This window comes from Clostridium culturomicium, from assembly GCF_000821305.1.
Lineage (GTDB): Bacteria > Bacillota > Clostridia > Clostridiales > Clostridiaceae > Clostridium_J > Clostridium_J culturomicium.
In genome coordinates this window covers 106,947-127,154 of sequence record NZ_CCXK01000014.1, presented here as the reverse complement: position 1 = coordinate 127,154, position 20,208 = coordinate 106,947, and the positions used below count along the sequence as shown (strand labels likewise).

General features: G+C 32.1%; 16 protein-coding genes. 8 read left to right on the top strand and 8 right to left on the bottom strand.

What is annotated here, in order from left to right; translation table 11 throughout:
* Positions 1 to 47: 47 nt before the first annotated feature.
* Complete coding sequence (gene ltaE, locus BN1075_RS04505) at positions 48 to 1,076, bottom strand: low-specificity L-threonine aldolase (protein ID WP_040191897.1); 1,029 nt, start codon at positions 1,074 to 1,076, stop codon at positions 48 to 50.
* Between the two features lie 205 nt (positions 1,077 to 1,281).
* Complete coding sequence (locus tag BN1075_RS04500; RefSeq protein ID WP_040191896.1) at positions 1,282 to 2,673, bottom strand: transporter permease; 1,392 nt, start codon at positions 2,671 to 2,673, stop codon at positions 1,282 to 1,284.
* Between the two features lie 194 nt (positions 2,674 to 2,867).
* Between BN1075_RS04500 and BN1075_RS04495 the strand changes: the two genes are divergently transcribed.
* From BN1075_RS04495 to BN1075_RS04485, 3 genes are all read left to right on the top strand, one after another.
* Positions 2,868 to 3,824: a ribonuclease Z gene (locus BN1075_RS04495; RefSeq protein WP_040191895.1), complete on the top strand. Its 957-nt coding sequence runs from the start codon at positions 2,868 to 2,870 to the stop codon at positions 3,822 to 3,824.
* A gap of 145 nt (positions 3,825 to 3,969) precedes the next feature.
* A complete protein-coding gene (locus BN1075_RS04490; protein ID WP_052406384.1) occupies positions 3,970 to 5,109 on the top strand; it encodes a GerMN domain-containing protein in 1,140 nt (379 codons plus the stop codon).
* Positions 5,110 to 5,320: 211 nt separating this feature from the next.
* Positions 5,321 to 6,436 (top strand): AbrB family transcriptional regulator, encoded by a 1,116-nt coding sequence (locus BN1075_RS04485; RefSeq protein ID WP_040191894.1) that lies wholly within the window; start codon positions 5,321 to 5,323, stop codon positions 6,434 to 6,436.
* A 70-nt stretch (positions 6,437 to 6,506) separates the two neighbouring features.
* On the opposite strand, the gene BN1075_RS04480 is transcribed toward BN1075_RS04485, so the two are convergent.
* From BN1075_RS04480 to BN1075_RS04470, 3 genes are all read right to left on the bottom strand, one after another.
* Positions 6,507 to 7,376: a YitT family protein gene (locus BN1075_RS04480; RefSeq protein ID WP_040191893.1), complete on the bottom strand. Its 870-nt coding sequence runs from the start codon at positions 7,374 to 7,376 to the stop codon at positions 6,507 to 6,509.
* Between the two features lie 34 nt (positions 7,377 to 7,410).
* Positions 7,411 to 8,580, bottom strand: a complete 1,170-nt coding sequence (locus tag BN1075_RS04475) for a M20 family metallopeptidase (RefSeq protein ID WP_040191892.1) — start codon at positions 8,578 to 8,580, stop codon at positions 7,411 to 7,413.
* Positions 8,581 to 8,756: 176 nt separating this feature from the next.
* The gene (locus tag BN1075_RS04470; RefSeq protein WP_235777756.1) at positions 8,757 to 10,181 is read right to left on the bottom strand and encodes a YfcC family protein; all 1,425 of its coding nucleotides are present in this window, start codon (positions 10,179 to 10,181) and stop codon (positions 8,757 to 8,759) included.
* Between the two features lie 192 nt (positions 10,182 to 10,373).
* Here BN1075_RS04470 and BN1075_RS04465 point away from each other — a divergent pair, with 192 nt between their 5' ends.
* From BN1075_RS04465 to BN1075_RS04455, 4 genes are all read left to right on the top strand, one after another.
* Complete coding sequence (locus tag BN1075_RS04465; RefSeq protein WP_040191891.1) at positions 10,374 to 11,282, top strand: LysR family transcriptional regulator; 909 nt, start codon at positions 10,374 to 10,376, stop codon at positions 11,280 to 11,282.
* Positions 11,283 to 11,437: 155 nt separating this feature from the next.
* The gene (locus BN1075_RS21465; protein WP_156132756.1) at positions 11,438 to 11,602 is read left to right on the top strand and encodes a hypothetical protein; all 165 of its coding nucleotides are present in this window, start codon (positions 11,438 to 11,440) and stop codon (positions 11,600 to 11,602) included.
* Positions 11,603 to 11,685: 83 nt separating this feature from the next.
* A complete protein-coding gene (locus BN1075_RS04460; protein ID WP_040191890.1) occupies positions 11,686 to 12,243 on the top strand; it encodes a hypothetical protein in 558 nt (185 codons plus the stop codon).
* 325 nt (positions 12,244 to 12,568) lie between these two features.
* Positions 12,569 to 13,501 carry a LysR family transcriptional regulator gene (locus tag BN1075_RS04455; protein WP_040191888.1) on the top strand — a complete coding sequence of 311 codons (933 nt, stop codon included), beginning with the start codon at positions 12,569 to 12,571 and terminating at the stop codon, positions 13,499 to 13,501.
* A 113-nt stretch (positions 13,502 to 13,614) separates the two neighbouring features.
* Here the strand turns inward: BN1075_RS04455 and BN1075_RS04450 are convergent, their stop codons facing one another.
* Both BN1075_RS04450 and BN1075_RS04445 read right to left on the bottom strand, forming a co-directional pair.
* Positions 13,615 to 14,982 carry an MATE family efflux transporter gene (locus BN1075_RS04450; RefSeq protein ID WP_040191887.1) on the bottom strand — a complete coding sequence of 456 codons (1,368 nt, stop codon included), beginning with the start codon at positions 14,980 to 14,982 and terminating at the stop codon, positions 13,615 to 13,617.
* A gap of 360 nt (positions 14,983 to 15,342) precedes the next feature.
* Positions 15,343 to 17,484 (bottom strand): helix-turn-helix domain-containing protein, encoded by a 2,142-nt coding sequence (locus BN1075_RS04445; RefSeq protein WP_040191886.1) that lies wholly within the window; start codon positions 17,482 to 17,484, stop codon positions 15,343 to 15,345.
* A gap of 146 nt (positions 17,485 to 17,630) precedes the next feature.
* Between BN1075_RS04445 and BN1075_RS04440 the strand changes: the two genes are divergently transcribed.
* Complete coding sequence (locus tag BN1075_RS04440) at positions 17,631 to 18,884, top strand: MalY/PatB family protein (RefSeq protein ID WP_081911491.1); 1,254 nt, start codon at positions 17,631 to 17,633, stop codon at positions 18,882 to 18,884.
* Between the two features lie 176 nt (positions 18,885 to 19,060).
* Here the strand turns inward: BN1075_RS04440 and BN1075_RS04435 are convergent, their stop codons facing one another.
* Positions 19,061 to 20,089, bottom strand: a complete 1,029-nt coding sequence (locus BN1075_RS04435) for an XdhC family protein (protein WP_040191885.1) — start codon at positions 20,087 to 20,089, stop codon at positions 19,061 to 19,063.
* Positions 20,090 to 20,208 lie beyond the last annotated feature (119 nt).

Genomic DNA, 20,208 nt, shown 5'->3' with positions numbered 1-20,208 from the left:
TATCTGCTAATAAAATGTTTTTTAGTTTAAAGATTACACAAAATATTCTACTGACAGGCTAAGAATTCCTTCATTGAATGAATTACATAGTCTATATTTTCTTTAGTTATCCAATAGTGAGTTACGAATCGCATTAAGCCATCTTCGACATCGCAGATTTTTATACCTTTATCTAAAAGGTATGCAACTAATTTTGAAGTATCTATGTTGCTTGGTTTGAAATAAACCATGTTAATATGAAGATTGTTAGTTAAAATTGATACTTCAGGAATAGTTGCTAGTTCTTTTGCAAGATATAGAGCTTTTTCGTGATCAGATTTTAAATTGTCCCTCATATCTTTTAAGGCTACTAATCCAGCAGCTGCAATTACACCACTTTGTCTTAAGCCACCGCCCATAAGTTTTCTATACTTTCTAGCTTTGTTAATGAATTCATTATTCCCGGCCAGAATTGAACCGATAGGAGCGCATAATCCTTTAGATAAACAGAACATAACTGAATCCACGTTTTTAGTGATTTCTTTTACGTCAACATCTAAGTAAGTTGCTGCATTAAATAACCTTGCGCCATCTAGATGGATAGGTAAATGATATTTATCAGCTATTTGACGAATTTCAGCCATATTTTCTAAGCTGATAACTCGTCCATTTGAATGGGCATTTTCAATGCAAATTAAAGCTGTGTTAGGATAATGTATATCCTCTTCTTTTCTTATAGTTGTTTCAATATCCATAGGGGATAACTCACCATTATTGCTTTTTAAAGTTCTAAGCTGTACACCTGCTATTACAGCGGCAGCTCCAACTTCGTGACAGACGATATGACAGTCTTCTCCTAGGATAACCTCATCACCTTTGTTGCAATGAGTTAAAAGAGATAATTGATTACCAAAGGTACCACTTGGAACAAAAATAGCTGATTCTTTTCCAACCAATTTTGCAGCATAACGCTCTAATTCATTGGTTGTCAGATCATCTCCATAAACATCGTCGCCTACATCGGCATCGTACATTGATTTTCGCATATCTTTTGTTAATTCGGTTACGGTATCACTTCTTAAGTCTATAAATTTCATAAACTTACCTCCATAAATATGCCAAGATTAGAATTTTTGATATGAGAATCACAATTTTTTTTAATAAAAGTGAAAACTCTTTATACCTATATTATACAGTTATTCTATAATTTTCACTAGATGTAAATTCAACCTTTTTAAAATAAATTTAAAAAAAAAATAGAAGATGGTTTAAAAACCATCTTTTTAAAGAATTTTAAGAAAGTTATATGAGAAAAATAGCAAAAATTGTTGTAACAACAAGGCCAATTACGACAGGTTTAAAATTGCGTTTTGCAACTTCAAAAGGTGAAACCTTGCATATTGCTGATACTGGAATAATTGCCCAAGGAATTAAACATCCACCTCCGACCCAGATTGCAGCAAACTGACCTAAAGCAGTCAAAGTTGGAATTGAAGCACCTGTAGAAGTGCCAAATAATTGTGCAGTAGAACCAGCTAAGGATATGCCAGAGAAACCAGAACCATCAAGACCAGTAATGGCGCCAATACCTGTTACAGTAAATGCTCCAAAGATTTTGTTAATTGGAACAATTTGAGATAGTGCATACCCAAGATCGTTTACAATACCAAGGGAACCAACAGGAAGATGATTACCGATTATAGTTGTAAAGCCTGCATCACCTAAATAGAAGAAGGCTGCAATTGGAATTACAACACCAAATACAGTAAATCCGAATTTAAATCCAGAAACTAAGTAATTGGTGATTTCTTCTAATGATGTATTTTTATAAGCGAAAATTGAAATGAAAATTAATATAAAGAGAGCAGTACCACCAATTAGTGCGGTTGCATCTCCACCTTTAAGATTAAGAATAAGCATTACAACTACATCTAAAATAAGCAAAAGAGGAACTAGAATTGCAAAGAATAATCTTGTTTTTTCGGATATGCAACTCTCGTTAACAGGCTCATCATCTTCAGCATATTTGTCATAAACATTCTCTTCTATTAATCCGTTTTTCATATCTTTTTTTAAAAATATGAAAGCTGAAATTGTTGTAACTAATCCCATTACAATGATTAAAGGAATGCTGGCACTAACAACGGCATCAACAGGAACGCCTGCAGCATCAGCTGTAATTTTCGGAGCAGCTTGAATAATAAAGTCAGTGGATAAAGCAATTCCATGTCCGAATAAGTTCATTGCAATGGCAGCACCAATAGCAGGAAGACCAGCTTTAATTGCAACTGGAACAAGTACAGCTCCAACTAAGGCAACAGCAGGGCTCGGCCAGAAAAAGTAAGAAATAATCATCATAATTATTCCAATAACCCAAAATGCCATAATATCATTTTTAATGAGTTTAGTAAACGGACTAATCATTAATCTGTTAATTCCAGTATAGCGCAAAAGTTTGCTAAGGGCAGCTATTATTGAAATAATTAAGATAGTCGGTAAGAGCTCGGTTATTGCATAGATAAAGCTATTAAATATGCTAATGATTGATAAAGGAAGAGATTTAGTACTAACAATAGCAAGTAGAGCAATACCGATTATACAGACTAAGGAGCAGTCTCGTTTTTTCACCATTGTTCCCAAAATAATAAAAATGAATAATAAATAAATATAGTGTATTGCAGTTAAATGTATCATTTGTATCCTCCATAGATTTTTTCTTGGTTATATTTATATAATATGAAGAAGGGGGAAGTTGGCTTCAAGAAATTAAAATATATTTTGATAATAGTAAGAGCACAGCAGAAATTAAGAAATTTAATTAATAAAATATAATTCATAGAGGAATATTAGAAATTATATATAGTTAAAAGGAATTAAAGGTGAAAGATATGGTTGATGTATGTTTATTAGGATGTGGAGGGTCAATGCCGACACCCTACAGAAGTTTATCAGCACTACTTATAAGCTTCAAAGGCAGGAAAATTTTGGTTGATTGCGGTGAAGGAACTCAAGTTTCAATGAAGCAGGTTGGATGGGGCTTTAAAAATATAGATATTATATGCCTTACTCATAGTCATGGGGATCACACTATTGGACTGCCTGGGTTATTATCAACTATTGGAAATTCAGGACGCACAGAGCCTATTACTATAATAGGACCAGAGGGAATCAGTAGAATTGTAAATGGGCTTCGGGTTGTTGCAGAATATCTTCTTTATGAGGTTAGGGTTATAGAAAATCCACAAGAGCTAAATATTAGCTTATATAATGAGGGGATGATTATTGAGGATGGCTTAGAATCAAAAAGGAATAGAGGGCAGATTCAGTTGAAAACCCTGAAGGTAGAGCACTCTGCTCCATGTTTAGCTTATAATTTTTATTTTAAGAGGGAGAAAAAGTTCAATGTAGATAAGGCTATAGAAAATAATGTTCCAAAGATACTATGGAGTCGTCTTCAAAGGGAAGAAAATATATTATATGAAGAAAAAGAATATAACTCATCTCTTGTACTTGGGGAAGAGCGTAAAGGGATAAAAATAGCTATTGTTACTGATACAAGGCCATTAGAAGAAATACCAGAGTTTATTCGTGAAAGTGATTTATTTATTTGTGAGGGTACCTATGGGGATGATTTAGATAAGGAAAAGGCGATTAAGTATAAGCATATGACCTTTAGAGAAGGTGCAACTTTAGCTAAGGAGGGGAAAGTAAAGCAGCTGCTTTTAACCCACTTTAGTCCATCAATGATGGAACCAAATGTTTTTTTGAATAATGCTAAATCGGTTTTTGAAAATGTAGTTATTGGCGAAGATAGAATGATTTTTGATTTGAACTTTCAAAAATAGAATTCAGTTATATAAACACTTTAAGCAATTAAGTAATAAAATTTCAATTAATTCAATAAATTGAAAAATAAGTTACAAAAAATGGAGGATTATCGGCGTTTGATTCCGTATATATAATGAAAGTAAAATTGTAGGAGGGGACCTGATGAAAAGGGCACTGATAGTAATTTTAATTGTATTTAGTGTTTTTACTGTTGGATGCAAGTCAACAATAGGTGAGGACACAGCAAAAGACAATGACAATCAGGTGGCTGATAGTAGTATAATAGAAAATCAGGATGAGAAAGACAAAACAGAAAATACTTTTAAAGAGGCTGAGGATAAAGCTAAAGAAAATGAAAAGCAAGATGAAGCTGAAGCTCCAGTTTCAAAGTATAGTATAAGTGATTATATTGGAATTAATGCAAATGAGAAATATAATTATTCGGGTGAAAACTCAGAGTATGCAGAGTATTTTAGATATGTAGAATATATTGAAGGAGATAAATTTCAAATAAGAACAAATAATGGTGCAACAGAAACAGTTATGGTTTTAGAAGGAACTGATAATGAATTAAAAATTGTTTTTAGAAGAGGAGGTTGTGATTATAGGGAAAATTTCTTGAAAAAACCTTCAAATGAAAGTGAAGTTTTATTAAAGGCTCCAATTAAAAAAGGAACTGAATGGAAATTATCAGATGGGGCTAAAAGATATATATCCTCAATCGATACAGTAGTATCAACAAGTATAGGTGAATTTCAATGTGTAGAAGTTACTACAGAAAATGTTTCAGGTCAAAAGGATTTGAAGTATTATGCACCTAATATAGGTCTTGTAAAGGAAGTCAATGATACAGAAAATATGAAGGTTATTTCCACTTTATCAAGTATTGAAAAGGACGTAAGATTTAATCAAGTAATTCGTTTTTACTCTCCAGATGAAAATGCAGAGTACATGAAATATGAGGATGTAACAATTTCTTTCGCAACTAATGATATAACTCGTTTAACATTACAAAATAGGTTTGAAGAATATGGTATGTTAAAGGGCAATGTGGGAATTAATAGTTTATATTTAAATGATGATGGAATGGTTTATCTAGATGTAACTAAAAATTTTGTTCCAGAAATGGCAAATGGAACAGCTGGTGAATACTTTGCAATATATGATTTAGTTAATACCATAGGAAGATACTATGGCGTTAATAATGTTTACATGACATTAGATGGTGGAAATTATGAATCAGGTCATATTGTGAAGTATAAAGGTGAAAGCTTTGCAGTGGATTTATCCAGAGTTCAATAAAGAAGAAAACAGGGCGGTGGGAACTGCTCTGTTTTTTATTTTAATTAATAATGTACAAAGTACTTAATAAAAAACATTGTATACAATAAATTCAAAGATTATTGACAGTGTGCTATAATTAAAAAGGAAATTAGTTATGTGACTGCATTCTTAAAATATAATTGATGGTTGTAGTTTAATGAGTATCAATAGGAAATAATGGGGGGAAGATATGACGTTGAATTTGTTTATAGCTATTATTGTTGCATTAGCAGGTGGACTACTCTTAAAAAAAATGAAGTTTCCAGCAGGACTTATGGTGGGAGCCATGTTAGCAGCTGGAATACTAAATATATTTACGGGAATAGTTTCTATACCACAATACCTTAAGTTTTTTGTACAAGTTATTGCAGGAGCTTATGTTGGAATGGCAATGGATAAGGAAAAGGTAAAGCAGCTTAAGAGCATAATAAAGCCTGCAATCGTTATGGTGTTAGGTCTTTTATTTATTAATATTTCCTTAGGGGTACTTGTATACTTTATGACTAACATGGATTTGATGACTTCTTTATTTTCAACAGTTCCTGGAGGAATGACAGATGTGAGTATTATTAGTCAGGACATGGGAGCAGATACTGCTAGAACAGCTATTTTTCAGCTAGCTAGACTAATTGGAGTTGTAACCTTTTTTCCATTAATAATAAAAGCTGTTAACAAGAAGATAAATAAAGATAAATTTGAGATGAGCAGTGATGAAGTTACTGCTGATTTAGTGGAAGTAGAGGGTGAAAATAATAATATTAGTAATAAAAAGGGATACTTTAAAAGCTCAATGAATATTGATGCAAATAAAGTAAGAGAAATTATCCTTACCTTAGCTGTTGCATTTGTGTCAGGAGCTATAGGGAAATGGAGTGGAGTACCAGCAGGAGCAATGTTATTTTCTTTGATAGCAGTTACAATGCTTAAGCTTATTACTGATAAAGGGGATGTTCCATTAATTTTGAAACAGAGTGCACAGGTTTTTGCAGGAGCATTTATTGGTGGTAGTATTACCCTTGAGGTTGTTCTTGGATTGAGGTTTGTGGTATTACCTATAATAGTAGTACTTATTTTGTATACAGTTTTATGTATGTCCTTAGGGTATTTAATAAGCAAGTTGTTTAATATTGATTTAATTACAGCGTTATTTGCATGTACACCTGCAGGGGCCTCAGATATGGCACTGATTGCAAGTGACATAGGAGCTACAGGTTCCCAGGTAGCATTGTTCCAAGTTACAAGGTTAATAAGTGTTATAGCTTTATTTCCTGGAACAATTAAAATTATTACGGATATATTTGTGTAAAAAAGAGCGGATGTTTTGATAGGAAACATCCGCTCTTTTATTTAGGAATCTATTTTGTTAGAAAATGAAACTAGCTTTGAAAACCATTTCCAACAATTTCACTAGTGCTGGAAATCAACATGAAGGCATTAGGTTCAATACTTTTAACAAAGTTTCTAAGTTGAACTGCTTGCTTTCTTTTTAAGGCTGTAATGATAACTGATTTAGTATCATTGGAATATGCACCTTCTCCTCTGCACACAGTAGCCCCTCTATGTAGTTCATTAGTTATATACTCACATATAGGTTTAGGATCATCACATACAACGTTAAAGTACTTACATAGGTTCATGCTTTCTATTACTTTATCAACCACAAGGGATTTTAAAGATAAACCAAGGAAAGAGAATAACCCTATTTCCATACCAAATACAAAGCAGGCTGCCACAGCAATGGCAATGTCACTTAGAAATAGTCCAGTACCTATATTGATACTTGTATATTTTTTCATTATCATTGCAATAATATCTGTACCACCACTGGATGCTCCTCTTTGAAAAAGCATGGCAGAACCAAGAGCTGGCAAAAACACTGCAAATAAAAGGTCTAAGAGAGGCTCACTAGTTAGAGGGCCGCTCATTGGATATATAAATTCCATAGCTGATAAAGCTACAGAGGTTAATATGCTCACATATATGGTTTTAACTCCAAAATCTTTTCCTAGAAAGATAAAACCAAGTACTAATAAAGACATGTTAATTATTAGCGTTACTGTACTTGGAGATATTGGTGATACTTCTGCAAGTACAACGGCAAGACCTGTAACTCCTCCAAAGGAGAAGTTATTAGGAAATTTAAATAAATATACGCCTAATACTAGAATAAGAGTACTGACTGTTAGAATTAAATATTCAATAAAATTATTTTTTATAGTTTGTAACAAACTATTTTTATCACTCATAAGAAATACCTCTTAGATTAATCAAAATTACTTTTTATTTATGGATAGCTTTATTTGTTTTAAACTCTTCTTTTATTTCTTCAAATCTTTTTTCATCGGTTATTAAGTCATAAGTAACTCCAGCCAAGATTTGAGCTGCATAAGTTACTGCATTATGAGCTGCTTCACTTTTACCAGCTTGAATATACTCATCAGAGTGAGAGGATGTTCCAACTTCAACAAAAGCAACACGGATACATGATCCTGGAACTAGGTACATTACGTTACTAAAGTCTGAAGAACCAGTTTTCTCACGTGGAGGACTAAGTCTTGGTGCACCAGTAAGCTCTGCATTTTTCATTAATAGTTCATTTAATTTTAGAACCGGAATTTTGTTATCGAGGCTGTCTTCGGCATGGATATGATAAGATACATCAGCCATTAATGAAGCACCTTCGATTAGTTTCTTAAATCTATCTACAACTTCGTTTAAAGCAGCTCTTGAATAAGAACGTAGAGAGAACTTTCCTATAGCTCTGTCAGGAACCACATTAGCTGGTCCTGGAGTTTCTAATATAGTGTACATCATGCGTACATCATCACGTACGTGCTCTCTTAAGAACTCTATTCCATTGAAAGAAAGTAAAAGAGCATCAAGGGCACTTCTTCCTTCTTCAGGCATTAAGGCTGCGTGAGCTTTTTTACCATTGAAAGTAACAACAAAGTTAGACATAGCAAGAGATTTAACATCTGTAGTTGTAGTTGGAGAACCGTGCATCATTAAAGCTATATCAATATCGTTAAAGTAGTTTTGCTCTATCATTCTCAATTTTCCGTGGGTAGTTTCCTCAGCAGGTGTTCCGTAAACAACAAGAGTATAAGGTTTATCCTTCATTATATTTTTAACGGCAACAGCTGCACCTAGTATTGCAGGGCCCTGCATGTGGTGTCCGCAAGCGTGACCTAATTTTTCTAGAGCATCATACTCACAAAGAAGACCTATGGAAGGACCACCTTCACCGTATTTGTAGGTAGCTCTGAAGGCAGTTTCAAGATTCGCAATTCCTCTTTCAACTTCAAATCCATTGGCCTCTAAGTAGTCAGTTAATAATTTTGCAGCTTTGAATTCAACGTTTCCTAGCTCTGGATTATCAAATATATAATCTGCCATAGCATGCAGATCTTTATTTAAAATATTAACTTCATTAAAAAGTTTAGTTTTCAAATTAAATACCTCCTGATAGTAAGTTTTGCTATGGTAATACGGTAAATGTATTACCATAGCAAATTGGGTTTATAATCCTTGCAATATAAACCCAATTATATATGTACACTTATCGAAGAAAATAAATGGTACAAGCATAAGCTACATTTCAATGCTATAATGAAAATTTACATAAATTACATTGGCCCTAATTGGATAGCTTGAGCTATCATTAGCATAATTGAGCCTAATACAAGCCATATTACAAATAACTTCCACATAAACTTCATCCATCTGTCATATGGGACGTTAGCTGCACCTAAAATACCCATTAATGCAGTCGAGGTTGGAAGAATATAGTTACAGAATCCATCACCAAAGTTAAATGCTAAAACAGCAGTTTGTCTTGTCATTCCAATTAAATCAGCAATTGGAACCATGATTGGCATAACAACTGATGCTTGACCACTTCCTGAAGTTATAAAGCAGTTTATTATTATGTTAGAAATAAACATTGCAGTTCCTTGAAGGAATGATGGTACATAATTTAATGCTGTGGCTAAGAAATGAACTATTGTGTCAATTATATGGCCTTCTGTTAATATAGAGCCGATAGACCTAGCAAGACCTATGATTATAGCTGCAGAAAGCATTTTTTTACATCCAACAGTGAATTCTTTTGCTATTTCAGAAGGACTGAAGCCTGCTAAGAAACCTACAGCAATAGAAAGCCAGATAAATGCAGCTGCATTATCAGCAAGTTCCCACTCAAGTGCGATTCCACCGTAAACGATTGCTATAACAGTTACAATTAGAGCCGCAAGAACTAACCATCGTCTAATAGTCATTTGACCAAAATCATCTAAAGATAATTCTTTGCTAAATTCATTATCTTTATCTAAGTCATACATAGGGCTTAGCATTGGATTTTCTTTTATTCTTTTTGCATATCTAACTAGATATATATTGGTAACAACTAGGAAGATAAAGAAGCAAACCCATCTGAAGCCTATACCTGAGTATAAAGGAAGACCAGCGATTTTTTGGCTAAGTACTGTGGTACTAATTTGAAGAGTACCGGTACTAAATCCAACAGCTCCTCCTAGAAGAATTATGGCAGCTCCTACTATTGAGTCGAGACCTAAGGCCATCGATATCATTACCGTTATTGGTGCAAAAGCAATAAATAAGTTAACACCTTGCATTGTACAAATTAAGGCAAATACAGTAGTGAGTATTGGTATAAATACCCCAAGTTTTGAAGAGAACTTTTTAGCCACTTTAGCTATAGAGGCTTGAACAGCACCGCTTAAAGTTATTAAGTGGAAGGCTCCACCGGCAAATAATATTACTAATAATAAATCAATATTTGATATAAACCCTTCAACTATATGACTTCCAATTGAAAATGGATTTACTGGTGAGGAAGCAATGTAGCTAAACTGTTGAGGATCTATGACTTTAATTCCTTGTTCATTTTCAAATCTAAAATATTCTCCAGCAGGTACTATCCATGTTAGAGCAACCGCTAATAGAATTATTATAAATATGATTACATAAGTATGAGGCATTTTTCTCTTCTGCTTACCAGTAGTAGCAGCTTTATTTTTATTAAAAAACATAATAAAACCTTCCTTTTCCTTATTCATTATTTTCAATTTAAAGTGAACGGAATATTTAAGTTCACTTAGGATACTCATTGACCACCGGTGACGTTTTCAATTATAATAAACAAAAAAAGATTTGTAAAATTAATTAATTTAATTATTATAATAAGTTTAAATTATTATTTTTATCTAAATGGGGGAAATGATATGGAGTTAAGGGAACAAAAGTATGTACTAGCTTTAGCAGAATGTGAAAGTATTACAAAAGCGGCTTCTAGATTAAATATATCTCAGCCGGCACTTAGTATATACATTAGTAATTTAGAAAATACATTAGGCGTAAAGCTGTTTAATAGGATAGGTAAAAAACTTATTCCTACCTATGCAGGTGAGAAATATATTGAAAGTGCTAAAAAGATAATGCTTTTAGGAAATAACTTTAATATGGAACTAAACGATATTAGGACGGGATGTAAAGGTAGACTTAGGGTAGGAGTTCCAATTAGAAAGAGTCCGCATGTCGTGCCTGCTATTCTTAAGAGGTTTAAGGAGGAGTATCCACATATTGAAGTAATAATTCATGAAGGCGCTGCAGGAAAGCTTGGAGAGTTATTACTTAAAAATGAGATAGACTTATTAATATGTAATAGAACCGTTAATATGTCTGAATTTGAATATATACCTATATGTCAAGATACATTACTTTTAACAGTAGCTGAAAGTCATCCTATGGCAGATTCAGGTATTAACATAGAAGGATATAATTATCCATGGATAAATTTAAATAAGTTTAAAGATGAATTATTTATTTTACCTCATCAAGATCAAAGTATACAGTTTTTTATTAATAAGGTTTTAGATAATCTAAACATAAAACCAGAAGAAATAATGAGGATTAGAAATATAGAAACGTGTGCTCAACTTGCATCTGTAGGGTATGGGGTATCTTTCACGTTGGAGAGCTATGCAAAGTATTTTCATTATGAGAATCCAGTAAAATATTTTATTGTAGATGATAAAGTGTTTGTGGATTGTGTTGTAACCTATAAAAAAGGGATTTACCTTCCTGCTTATGCACTTAGATTCATTCATATCTTAAGAGAAATAATGATATAAAATAGTTATAATAATAAGGAAAACAAATAATAAATATAAAAAGAAACTATGATTATTGTAAAATTTTTATGAAAATTTATTTAATTGTGTTAGAATAACCGTAAGTGTATTAAGGGGTTAGAAAAATTAAACTTTTAGAAAAGGTGGAGTTAAAATTGGATTTAGTATTTATGATAATATTTATAGTTATTTCAGCAGTATATATGTTTCTTAGTATACAGAAGAAGAAGAAAGGTAGTTTTATTCTAGGGTCGGTATGCTTTGTTATTTTTTCAATAATGGCTGTTATGGTATATTTAGCACAATATAACAAGTTTTAAGATGGGTAAATAACCATTCCTATGAATATACTATGAATATACCATGGGTATAATAGTAGTTTTATATAAGTAGGAGGTTAATTATGAAGAAAACAGCCATTTTATTAGTGAGTTTATTAATAATCACTTTGTTAGCTGGATGTAGCTCCAACGGGACGAATATCGACAATCAAACTACTAGAAATAATATAGAGTCTGGTTCAGAAGGTACAGTTGTGGAAAGTAGTACTAAAGGTGTGAGTGACACAAATTATATGAATGAATTTTGGTGGGGATTTAACTTTGAATCCAACACTTTAAAAGATGGAGTTTATCGAGGAGCATATATTTTTCCTAATGAAGTTACAGTGCAATTTACCATTAATGGAAATGTAATTTCAAATCTAGAATATTTAAAGCTTGGATTAGAGGATAAGGATTATCTTAGTGATGAGGTTTTCAAGGAAATAAAAGCAAAGTATGAAGCTGTTATTAAGCACTTAGAGGGGAAAGACATTAGAACCTCTTTAAGTGATTTATATTCAGCAGATTTGCTTCCAAAGACAGTTGATGATTCAGTGGAGATAGGAAAGATAATATCAGCGATTCATGATGCATTTAACAGGGGTGTATATTATACTAATAACGAAAATAAGAAATAGAAGCTTATTAGAGAGATTTTAAGTGAAAATCCAAATTATTATTTGAATTATAAAAAATACCATTTAGCAAAATAGGTTCCATTAAACATAAAAAAGAGGTTATAGCTTAGGATCTATAACCTCTTTTTTGAATGAATAATTTTGTAAGGAAAGTTTTGCTTTAATGTTTAATGATATAACTTAATGAGCTACTAAATAGCTTATTAAATTATATTTATTAGCACTTATCGATATATATAGTTTAACACATTAGTTTAATATGGTACAATATTAATATTACAATGAGAGATATAGGTAAAAGCCTATAAGTTGGAGGAATATCAAGATGACATTTCAACAATTAGAATATGTATTAGTTGTAGCGGAAGAAAGAAGCTTTTCAAAGGCGGCAAAAAAACTATATATAGCGCAGCCATCTCTTAGCCAATATATAATCAGTATAGAAAAAAATATAGGAGTTCAACTTTTTGATAGAAGTGTAAATCCTATAAAGCTTACTTATGCAGGAGAACTATTTGTAAAATCTGCAAAGGAAATTTTAAAGTTAAAAAAGCAGCTAGATGATTCTATGGCAGATATGGCGGACTTAAAAAGTGGAAGACTTATAGTGGGAGTATCTCATCTTAGAAACTCAAGTCTAATGCCTCAAGTTCTGCCTAAGTTTAAAGAGCGATTTCCTGGAGTTAACCTTGAATTAAAGGAAGGATCAATTGCAGAGTTAGAGGTAGAAACAATAAATGGAAACATAGATATATTTATTGGTTCACTTCCCATAGGTGATAGTTTTTCCTACGAAGTTGTTGATGAGGAGAGGTTATTACTTGCGGTTCCACCGAATCATTCAATGAATAAAAAGTATATGAAAAAATCTAAGCCATCATCAAAGTGTTTAATAGAAGACACTGTTATTGATTTAAAGAGTGTTGAGGAAGAGCCTTTTGTACTTTTAAGACCAGAGCAGAATTTGCACAAAATGGCGGTAAAACTGTGTAAAAAGGCAGGCTTTAATCCTAAAATTCAAATCGAAAATAAAACTATTGATTCAACAATTGCAATGGTTATAGCAGGACTTGGAGTTTCTATTATCCCTGATAGTATAATAAGATATGGAAATTTAGCTCATAATCCTGTGTATTATTCAATAAAGGATGACGAAGCGAAGAGAAAACTTGTTGTAGCATTTAAGAAGAATAAGGAGTTATCTAAGTCTGCAATGGAGTTTATTGAAGTATTAAAGGAAGTCTTAAAGAGGGATTAAGGATAAAAAAACCTGAAGCAGGATTTTACTGCTTCAGGTTTTTGATTATGAGTATTAAATATACGTCAAAAATATTTTATATTCTTGAGTTTTAAAGTTCTAATTTTGAAGTGTTAGGCTGGTGATGTAATGATATCTGTTTTGTCCTTCCATGTGCTGTTTAATAAAGTGTATGCTACTATAGCAGATATTAAATCAGACACAGGATAAGCGATCCATGCACCAACGATTCCGAATACTTGAACAAAGACAATTGCTAGAGGAATGAACACTATCAGCTGTCTGAATAAAGATAATCTGAAGCCCTTTTTAGCTTCGTTAATAGCTTGATAGTAGTAGATTCCAACATAGTAGAAACCAACTAGTGGTAATAAGGATATAACAATTCTTAAAGCACTTACGGCTTCAGGAAGAAGATTTGCATCAGTTAAGAATAAGCTTATCATTTGCGGAGCAAAGTACATTAAGAATACTCCGAAGGCTAATGAAACTATTGTAACAGTTTTTATTGAAGCTTTTACTGTTTTCTTAACTCTGTCAAAGTTTCTTGCTCCATAGTTAAAGGCAACTATTGGCTGCATTGCTGAACTGATACCTATTATTGCTATAAACATGAACATAGAGATTTTAGTAATAACCCCTACAATGATTATGGCTGCATCTCCACCTCGTGTAATTAAAAGGTTATTTAAAACTACGGCAACGATGGCATCTGAAATTTCTATAACGAAAGTAGAGAAACCAACGGCAACAATTCCTTTAATTAAAGCTGTATCTAATTTTGGAATATTGTCTTTTAAAGATAATTTTAATTCAAAGTGTTTAATTACGTCTCTAAACTTATAAAGTACAAATAACATTGCAACAAACTGTGAACCAACTGTAGCAATTGCTGCTCCAGAGATACCAACGTTAAGCTCTGCTACAAGGATGTAGTCAACGATAATATTAAGGAAGGCACCTAAAGAGTTTGCGTAAAGCCCAATCTTAGAGTTTCCAAGAGCTGTCATAATGTATGAACATACGATAGTTATACCTTGGAATATAGCACCAATAAATATTATTGATATATAGTCATTTGTTAATCCGAAAGTAACTTCGCTGGCACCTAATTTATAAAGAAGGGTTCCTCTAAATAAGAATAGGATAGCTGGTATTATTGTTAAAGTTATTATTGTTAATATTATTGAGTTTATTATAGTTTGTTTTACTTTTTTAGGTTCATTTTCTCCAGAATATCTAGATACATAGGTAGAAGCACCTACTGCGATTAGAAATGCTAGAGCTATAAGGAAACGTTGAATTGGGAATGCAACAGTTAATGCTCCAATGGCATTAGGTCCAATGCACTGTCCAACGAATACTGTATCAACCATGTTATATAATTCTGCTACAAGTAATGAAAATATTGCTGGGATTGCAAACCTAAGCAATACTCTATATGTTTTTTCATCTGAAAAAATTTTAGGGTTAATTCCCATTTTCGTCACCTCTTTTTCTGAAAATTCTGTATATTAAACTTTTTCTTATTTGCATATTCACATTATGGATTTGAAATTTAATCACTCCTTATTACAGAGAATATCAAATTTTTATTTATGTTTTAGATTATTTTCTTTCTATGATACTATTATATGCTAATTAAGTGATTAAAACATCCACTTTGAGGTTCATCAAAAAGTACTTTTATGTTTACTTTAGGTTTTCAAGAAAATAACAAAAAGCACAAAAGTACTTAAAATAGTATACCTTTGTGCTTCACACATTAAAAAATGACTAATATTTTAATAAATTATGATAAAAATAAGTGATTTAATATTTAGTTAATGCATTTTCAGAATTTAACGTACTGGCTTTTGAACCTTGTTGATAATAATAAGAACTGCACCGTGAGTTTTAAGTGTAGTTAAAATATTTATAACGGTACTTTTTCTTGAATATTTAAACTTAATATTTGGATAAGATGCCTTATGCAGGATTCCGTTTTCCTCCTTGTTAAGTCTAGTAGGTCTTCCCATATCAACCCAGTAATTATAGGATGAACCTATAGATTCATTAATTTCATAGGTTGTAATGTTGGTGTCTGAATGTACATTTATAATGTTTAAAGATAACTTTTTAGATATACCGTTTTTTGCACCTCTTAGCTTTGCAAATTCTCTCATAGATATGAGATTATTAATTTTATCATGGTAGGTATACAAAAGAATCTGGTATTGGTCATGGGTTTTTGTTACCAAATATCCATCACCTTTGCTTACGAGAGTATCTCCCATTTTATTTAAAAGGGAGTAAGCATAAAAGGCTGGTTTTTTTATTCCCTTGTCATTGATAAGACCCGGATATCCAAAAAATACTTCGTTAGTTAAGTTCACCTGTTTGTCAAGAACGTCAAAAGCTCTAATAAAGGAAAGGTCATTACGGCCATTTACAACATTATCAATGATATAAGGAATCATATAAGGTGTATCATAAATATTATTAATATCATTATTGATTGTAAAGTTATCCTCAAGAGGTTCTAGATTATATTCATCAAGAAGTGCTATGACATCAGCTTTTAAATCTTCAGGAAAGCTGGAGTCAAATTGAAATTTAAACTTTCTATAATCGATGCTTTCTAAAGAATCAAAGTAATCTAGGAAGGAGTGAAGAGTATCCAGCATATCTTTTCTGTAAAGTGAGCTGGCATTTGCAACTGGAATTGGTAAAGTATTTCCTTCGCCATCCTCTTCAAGCAATTCATCCTGCAGGTGGATAACTATTATAGGTAGTATGTCTAAGGAGTCAATAAACTCCAGTACATCTTTTGCTCTATTCCAGTTATGAAATCTTGAACCAGGGAAGATTGCCATATCGGGGCTGAATAAATTTAATATTCGCCCGTATTCAAAGTCCATTTCCAATTGAAGCTCTTCAAGGGTATCTTTATTATCCTCTATAAGCAGGTCAAAGGCATCACCAATGGTAATGATTTTGTTAAAATCTTTATTAAAGGCACCTAAATCTAAATCCATATTAAAGTTTAGCTGATGTATTTTATCTTCATAGTTAAATCTATCATAGTCATCAATATAATAAATTAATTCTTCAAGACTGTCTTTTAAAGTAAGCTCCTTTACTTTAGTAGATTTCTTTAGCTCTGCTTCAGTAGATTTATATTTTTTTCTAAATTGAAGTGGAGTTAAAGTATAGTGAAGTTTAAAGTGTTTATTAAAATATCGGGTATGTGAAAAACCAATTTCTTCAGAGATTTCCGAAAGTGTTAAATCGGAATCAAGGAGAAGCTTTATTGCTTCTTCAACACGGACAAGGTTAACAAACTCTGTGAAAGAGTACCCAGTGGCATATTTTATTTCTTTTGAAAGATAATGAGTACTTAGGTACTCCTTATTTGATATGTCTGAAAGAGTAATGTTGTTTTGGTAGTTATTATAAATATATTTATAAATACTATGGTAACGTTGAAGCTGTTCTTTGTTATTTCTTAGTTCTTCCTGTTCATAAATAAGATAGTTAAAGTTATTGATAAGGTGATAAAGAAGTTTAATTAGGATATTTTCAATTTCTTCATCATAATTATCTTGATGCTGAACAGTTTCACATAAAAGTTGAGAAAGGAAAACCCTTAAGTCTTCATATTCATCTCCAAGCTGAGAGTTTTCTCCAGTGGATTTTGTATAAAAGAACATATTCTCAATATCACTATAATATTTTTGAAAGAAGTATGGGTCTATTTGAAAGATCAGTACTTTATTATCAGGGTCATCACTTTCTATGCTATGGACTTCGTCTATATTTATAATTTCTACTTGGTTTTCCCTTATGACAAATTTTTCTGTGTTAATGAAAAGATTTATAGTTCCCTTAACTACAAAAAGAATTTCTATACAGTAGTGCCAGTGTATGGGTATATTTTTTATAGTTTCATAGGAAATATATAGTGGCATATCTGCTGAATAGTTAATATATTGTTTATGCATTAAATCATCTCCGAAAATTAGATTATTTTGTGTTAATAATATTATATCAAAAATCAGAAAGTTTCAATTGTTTAATAACAAAAAATGGAATATAATAGGTTTAATATATAATTGTTTGGGTTAATCAATCAGAGAGAAGGGATAAAATGAAGTATAATTTTGATGAAAGAGTTGAAAGAAGAAATACAAATTGTATAAAATGGGATACTGCTGAGAGATCATATGGAGATAAGGATATAATTCCTCTATGGATAGCAGATATGGACTTTAAGGCTCCGCAGGAGGTTGTTGATGCAATAAAGGAAAGAGCTGAACATGGAGTTTTTGGATATACTAGACGTTCACAGGAATCGTATAAGTCTGTAATAGGCTGGATGAAGAAAAGATATAATTGGGATGTTAAAAGAGAATGGATTAAGTTTGCACCAGGGGTTGTACCAGGGCTTAATATAATTGTGCAGGCATACACAAAACCAGGGGATGAAATTATAATTCAAACACCTGTATATCATCCATTTTATAGTATAATAAAAAATAATGGCTGCCAGATAGTTGAAAATCCATTGAAGTATGCAAAAGGAAGATACGAAATGGATTTTGATAATTTGAAAAAGAGCATTACAAAGAAAACCAGAATGATAATTTTATGTAGTCCACATAATCCAGTAGGAAGAGTTTGGACGAAAGATGAATTAATGCAGCTTGGAAATATTGCATTAGAAAATGATATACTTGTTGTAGCAGATGAAATTCATGGGGATTTAGCATATAAGCCTAATGTTCATAACGTATTTGCTTCAATCAGTGAAGAGTTTGCAGATAATTCGATTATTTGTACAGCTCCAAATAAGACATTTAATATTGCTGGACTTAAAACAGCAAATATAATAATAAAGAATCCTAAATTAAGAAGTCAGTATGAGCTTCAATTTGAAAGAGCTTTCCTAGAGGGACCTACTGTATTAGGGGATATTGCACAAACTGCTGCATATACGCATGGGGAACAATGGTATGAAGAAATGATGGAGTATGTAACTGGAAATCTGGAGTATACCATGGATTTCTTTAAAACAAGAATTCCCAAAATAAAAATTACAAGACCAGAAGGAACTTATTTATTGTGGCTCGATTGTTCAGCTTTACACATGACTAATGAGGATTTAAATGATTTCTTTATAAAGAAATGTAAGGTTTGGTTTAATAATGGAGAAAGCTTTGGTAAGGCAGGAGCTAACTTTGTACGATTAAATATTGCAACTAGCAGAAGTGTTTTACAAGAGGCATATGAAAGAATTGAAAGAGAAATTAATATTCTTGATGGAATCTTAGAAGTTCGAGGATATAATCTTGAACCAGGAGAAAAGCTTGATATAGAGCTGTTATATGCTCATCAAAGATAGTTTTTATTAAGAATTTAGAATGATGTTTGGAACTCCTTTAGGAGTTCCTTTTTATTATTTTATTTTTTTACCACAGTGAGGATATGTATATGAGTCACTGAAGTCATTATCCACATCAAACTTTATAGGAAGTTGTAACTCACAGTAAGACATTGCAGATACCTCTTAAATAGTATTTAAAAGATTGGTTCTATAAATACTTCCACAACTCCGCCACAAACCATTCCGTCAGCTTCGGCATCAATGCCAGTCATATCCACGGTTTTCAATAAAGGTGTTTTAGTGTTTATTACATCTAGAGCTAAGAGTTTAACCTCTGCTTCTACACATCCACCACCGATAGTGCCGATGGTTCTTCCATCATTACAAATCAGCATTTTGGTTCCAACTTTCCTTGGAGCAGAGCCTTTTCTGCTTATGATTGTAGCTAAGGAAGTTGGGTTATTTTCAAAGCTTTCGCCTATAATTTCATTTAGTATTTCTTTAGGAAATTCAGAACACTTTAGGCTTCTATTTTTTACTTCTATTACTTCTGCCATAATTGAAACTGCGATTTCCTCTGGGGTTTCAGCTCCAATTTTAAGACCGATAGGTGTATAGATGTTATTAAGTACTTCTTCATTATAACCTTCTGCTAATAGGGTATCTTTTATTCTTTTAACTCTTACCTTGCTGCCAATCATACCAATATAAGCATTTTCCTTTTGAAGGATTTCTCTCAAACAGTCAGTGTCATAACGATGTCCTCTTGTAACTATTACAAAAAAGGTGCTGCTATCACTGTGAATTTTACTTAATGCTGATATGAATGGTTCACAGATACTATGATCTGCACCAGCCTGTCTTCCGTCATTTACAAAGGATGGTCTATCATCAATAACAGTTACTTCAAGTCCAATGAGTTTGCAAATTTTAATTAAAGCAATAGAGATGTGTCCTGCTCCACAAATTACTATGGCAGGTTTCTTGGTAATTGGTTCACAGAAGATTCGTGAGTCTTCGTAGGAGATTACTTGGCCTTTGTTATTTTGAGTTACTTCTTTAATAGCAGCAATATATCCAAGATCTAAAGGTTTTAGGTTTGTATAAATTAACTCTTCATTATGAAATAGCAATTTTCCACCAAAGTGTTTTCCGGAAATAACTTTTGCTGTGTATGTATTTGATTTATTAAAGTTATTATATAGCTCTGAATAAAAATCCATAATATGGCCCCCTAAGATATTAGTTCTCAAAAGGATTATACCACATTTTTCAATTAATGTAACATGCATGGAAGGCGTAGTCTTATGGCTTATAAGATATAAGAAATTTAATTTGTTAA

Bases quoted from the DNA above. Each gene is read 5' to 3' on its own strand.
- ltaE (WP_040191897.1), bottom strand. From the start codon at position 1,076: ATGAAATTTATAGACTTAAGAAGTGATACCGTAACCGAATTAACAAAA.
- BN1075_RS04500 (WP_040191896.1), bottom strand. From the start codon at position 2,673: ATGATACATTTAACTGCAATACACTATATTTATTTATTATTCATTTTT.
- BN1075_RS04495 (WP_040191895.1), top strand. From the start codon at position 2,868: ATGGTTGATGTATGTTTATTAGGATGTGGAGGGTCAATGCCGACACCC.
- BN1075_RS04490 (WP_052406384.1), top strand. From the start codon at position 3,970: ATGAAAAGGGCACTGATAGTAATTTTAATTGTATTTAGTGTTTTTACT.
- BN1075_RS04485 (WP_040191894.1), top strand. From the start codon at position 5,321: ATGACGTTGAATTTGTTTATAGCTATTATTGTTGCATTAGCAGGTGGA.
- BN1075_RS04480 (WP_040191893.1), bottom strand. From the start codon at position 7,376: ATGAGTGATAAAAATAGTTTGTTACAAACTATAAAAAATAATTTTATT.
- BN1075_RS04470 (WP_235777756.1), bottom strand. From the start codon at position 10,181: ATGTTTTTTAATAAAAATAAAGCTGCTACTACTGGTAAGCAGAAGAGA.
- BN1075_RS04465 (WP_040191891.1), top strand. From the start codon at position 10,374: ATGGAGTTAAGGGAACAAAAGTATGTACTAGCTTTAGCAGAATGTGAA.
- BN1075_RS04460 (WP_040191890.1), top strand. From the start codon at position 11,686: ATGAAGAAAACAGCCATTTTATTAGTGAGTTTATTAATAATCACTTTG.
- BN1075_RS04455 (WP_040191888.1), top strand. From the start codon at position 12,569: ATGACATTTCAACAATTAGAATATGTATTAGTTGTAGCGGAAGAAAGA.
- BN1075_RS04450 (WP_040191887.1), bottom strand. From the start codon at position 14,982: ATGGGAATTAACCCTAAAATTTTTTCAGATGAAAAAACATATAGAGTA.
- BN1075_RS04445 (WP_040191886.1), bottom strand. From the start codon at position 17,484: ATGCATAAACAATATATTAACTATTCAGCAGATATGCCACTATATATT.
- BN1075_RS04440 (WP_081911491.1), top strand. From the start codon at position 17,631: ATGAAGTATAATTTTGATGAAAGAGTTGAAAGAAGAAATACAAATTGT.
- BN1075_RS04435 (WP_040191885.1), bottom strand. From the start codon at position 20,089: ATGGATTTTTATTCAGAGCTATATAATAACTTTAATAAATCAAATACA.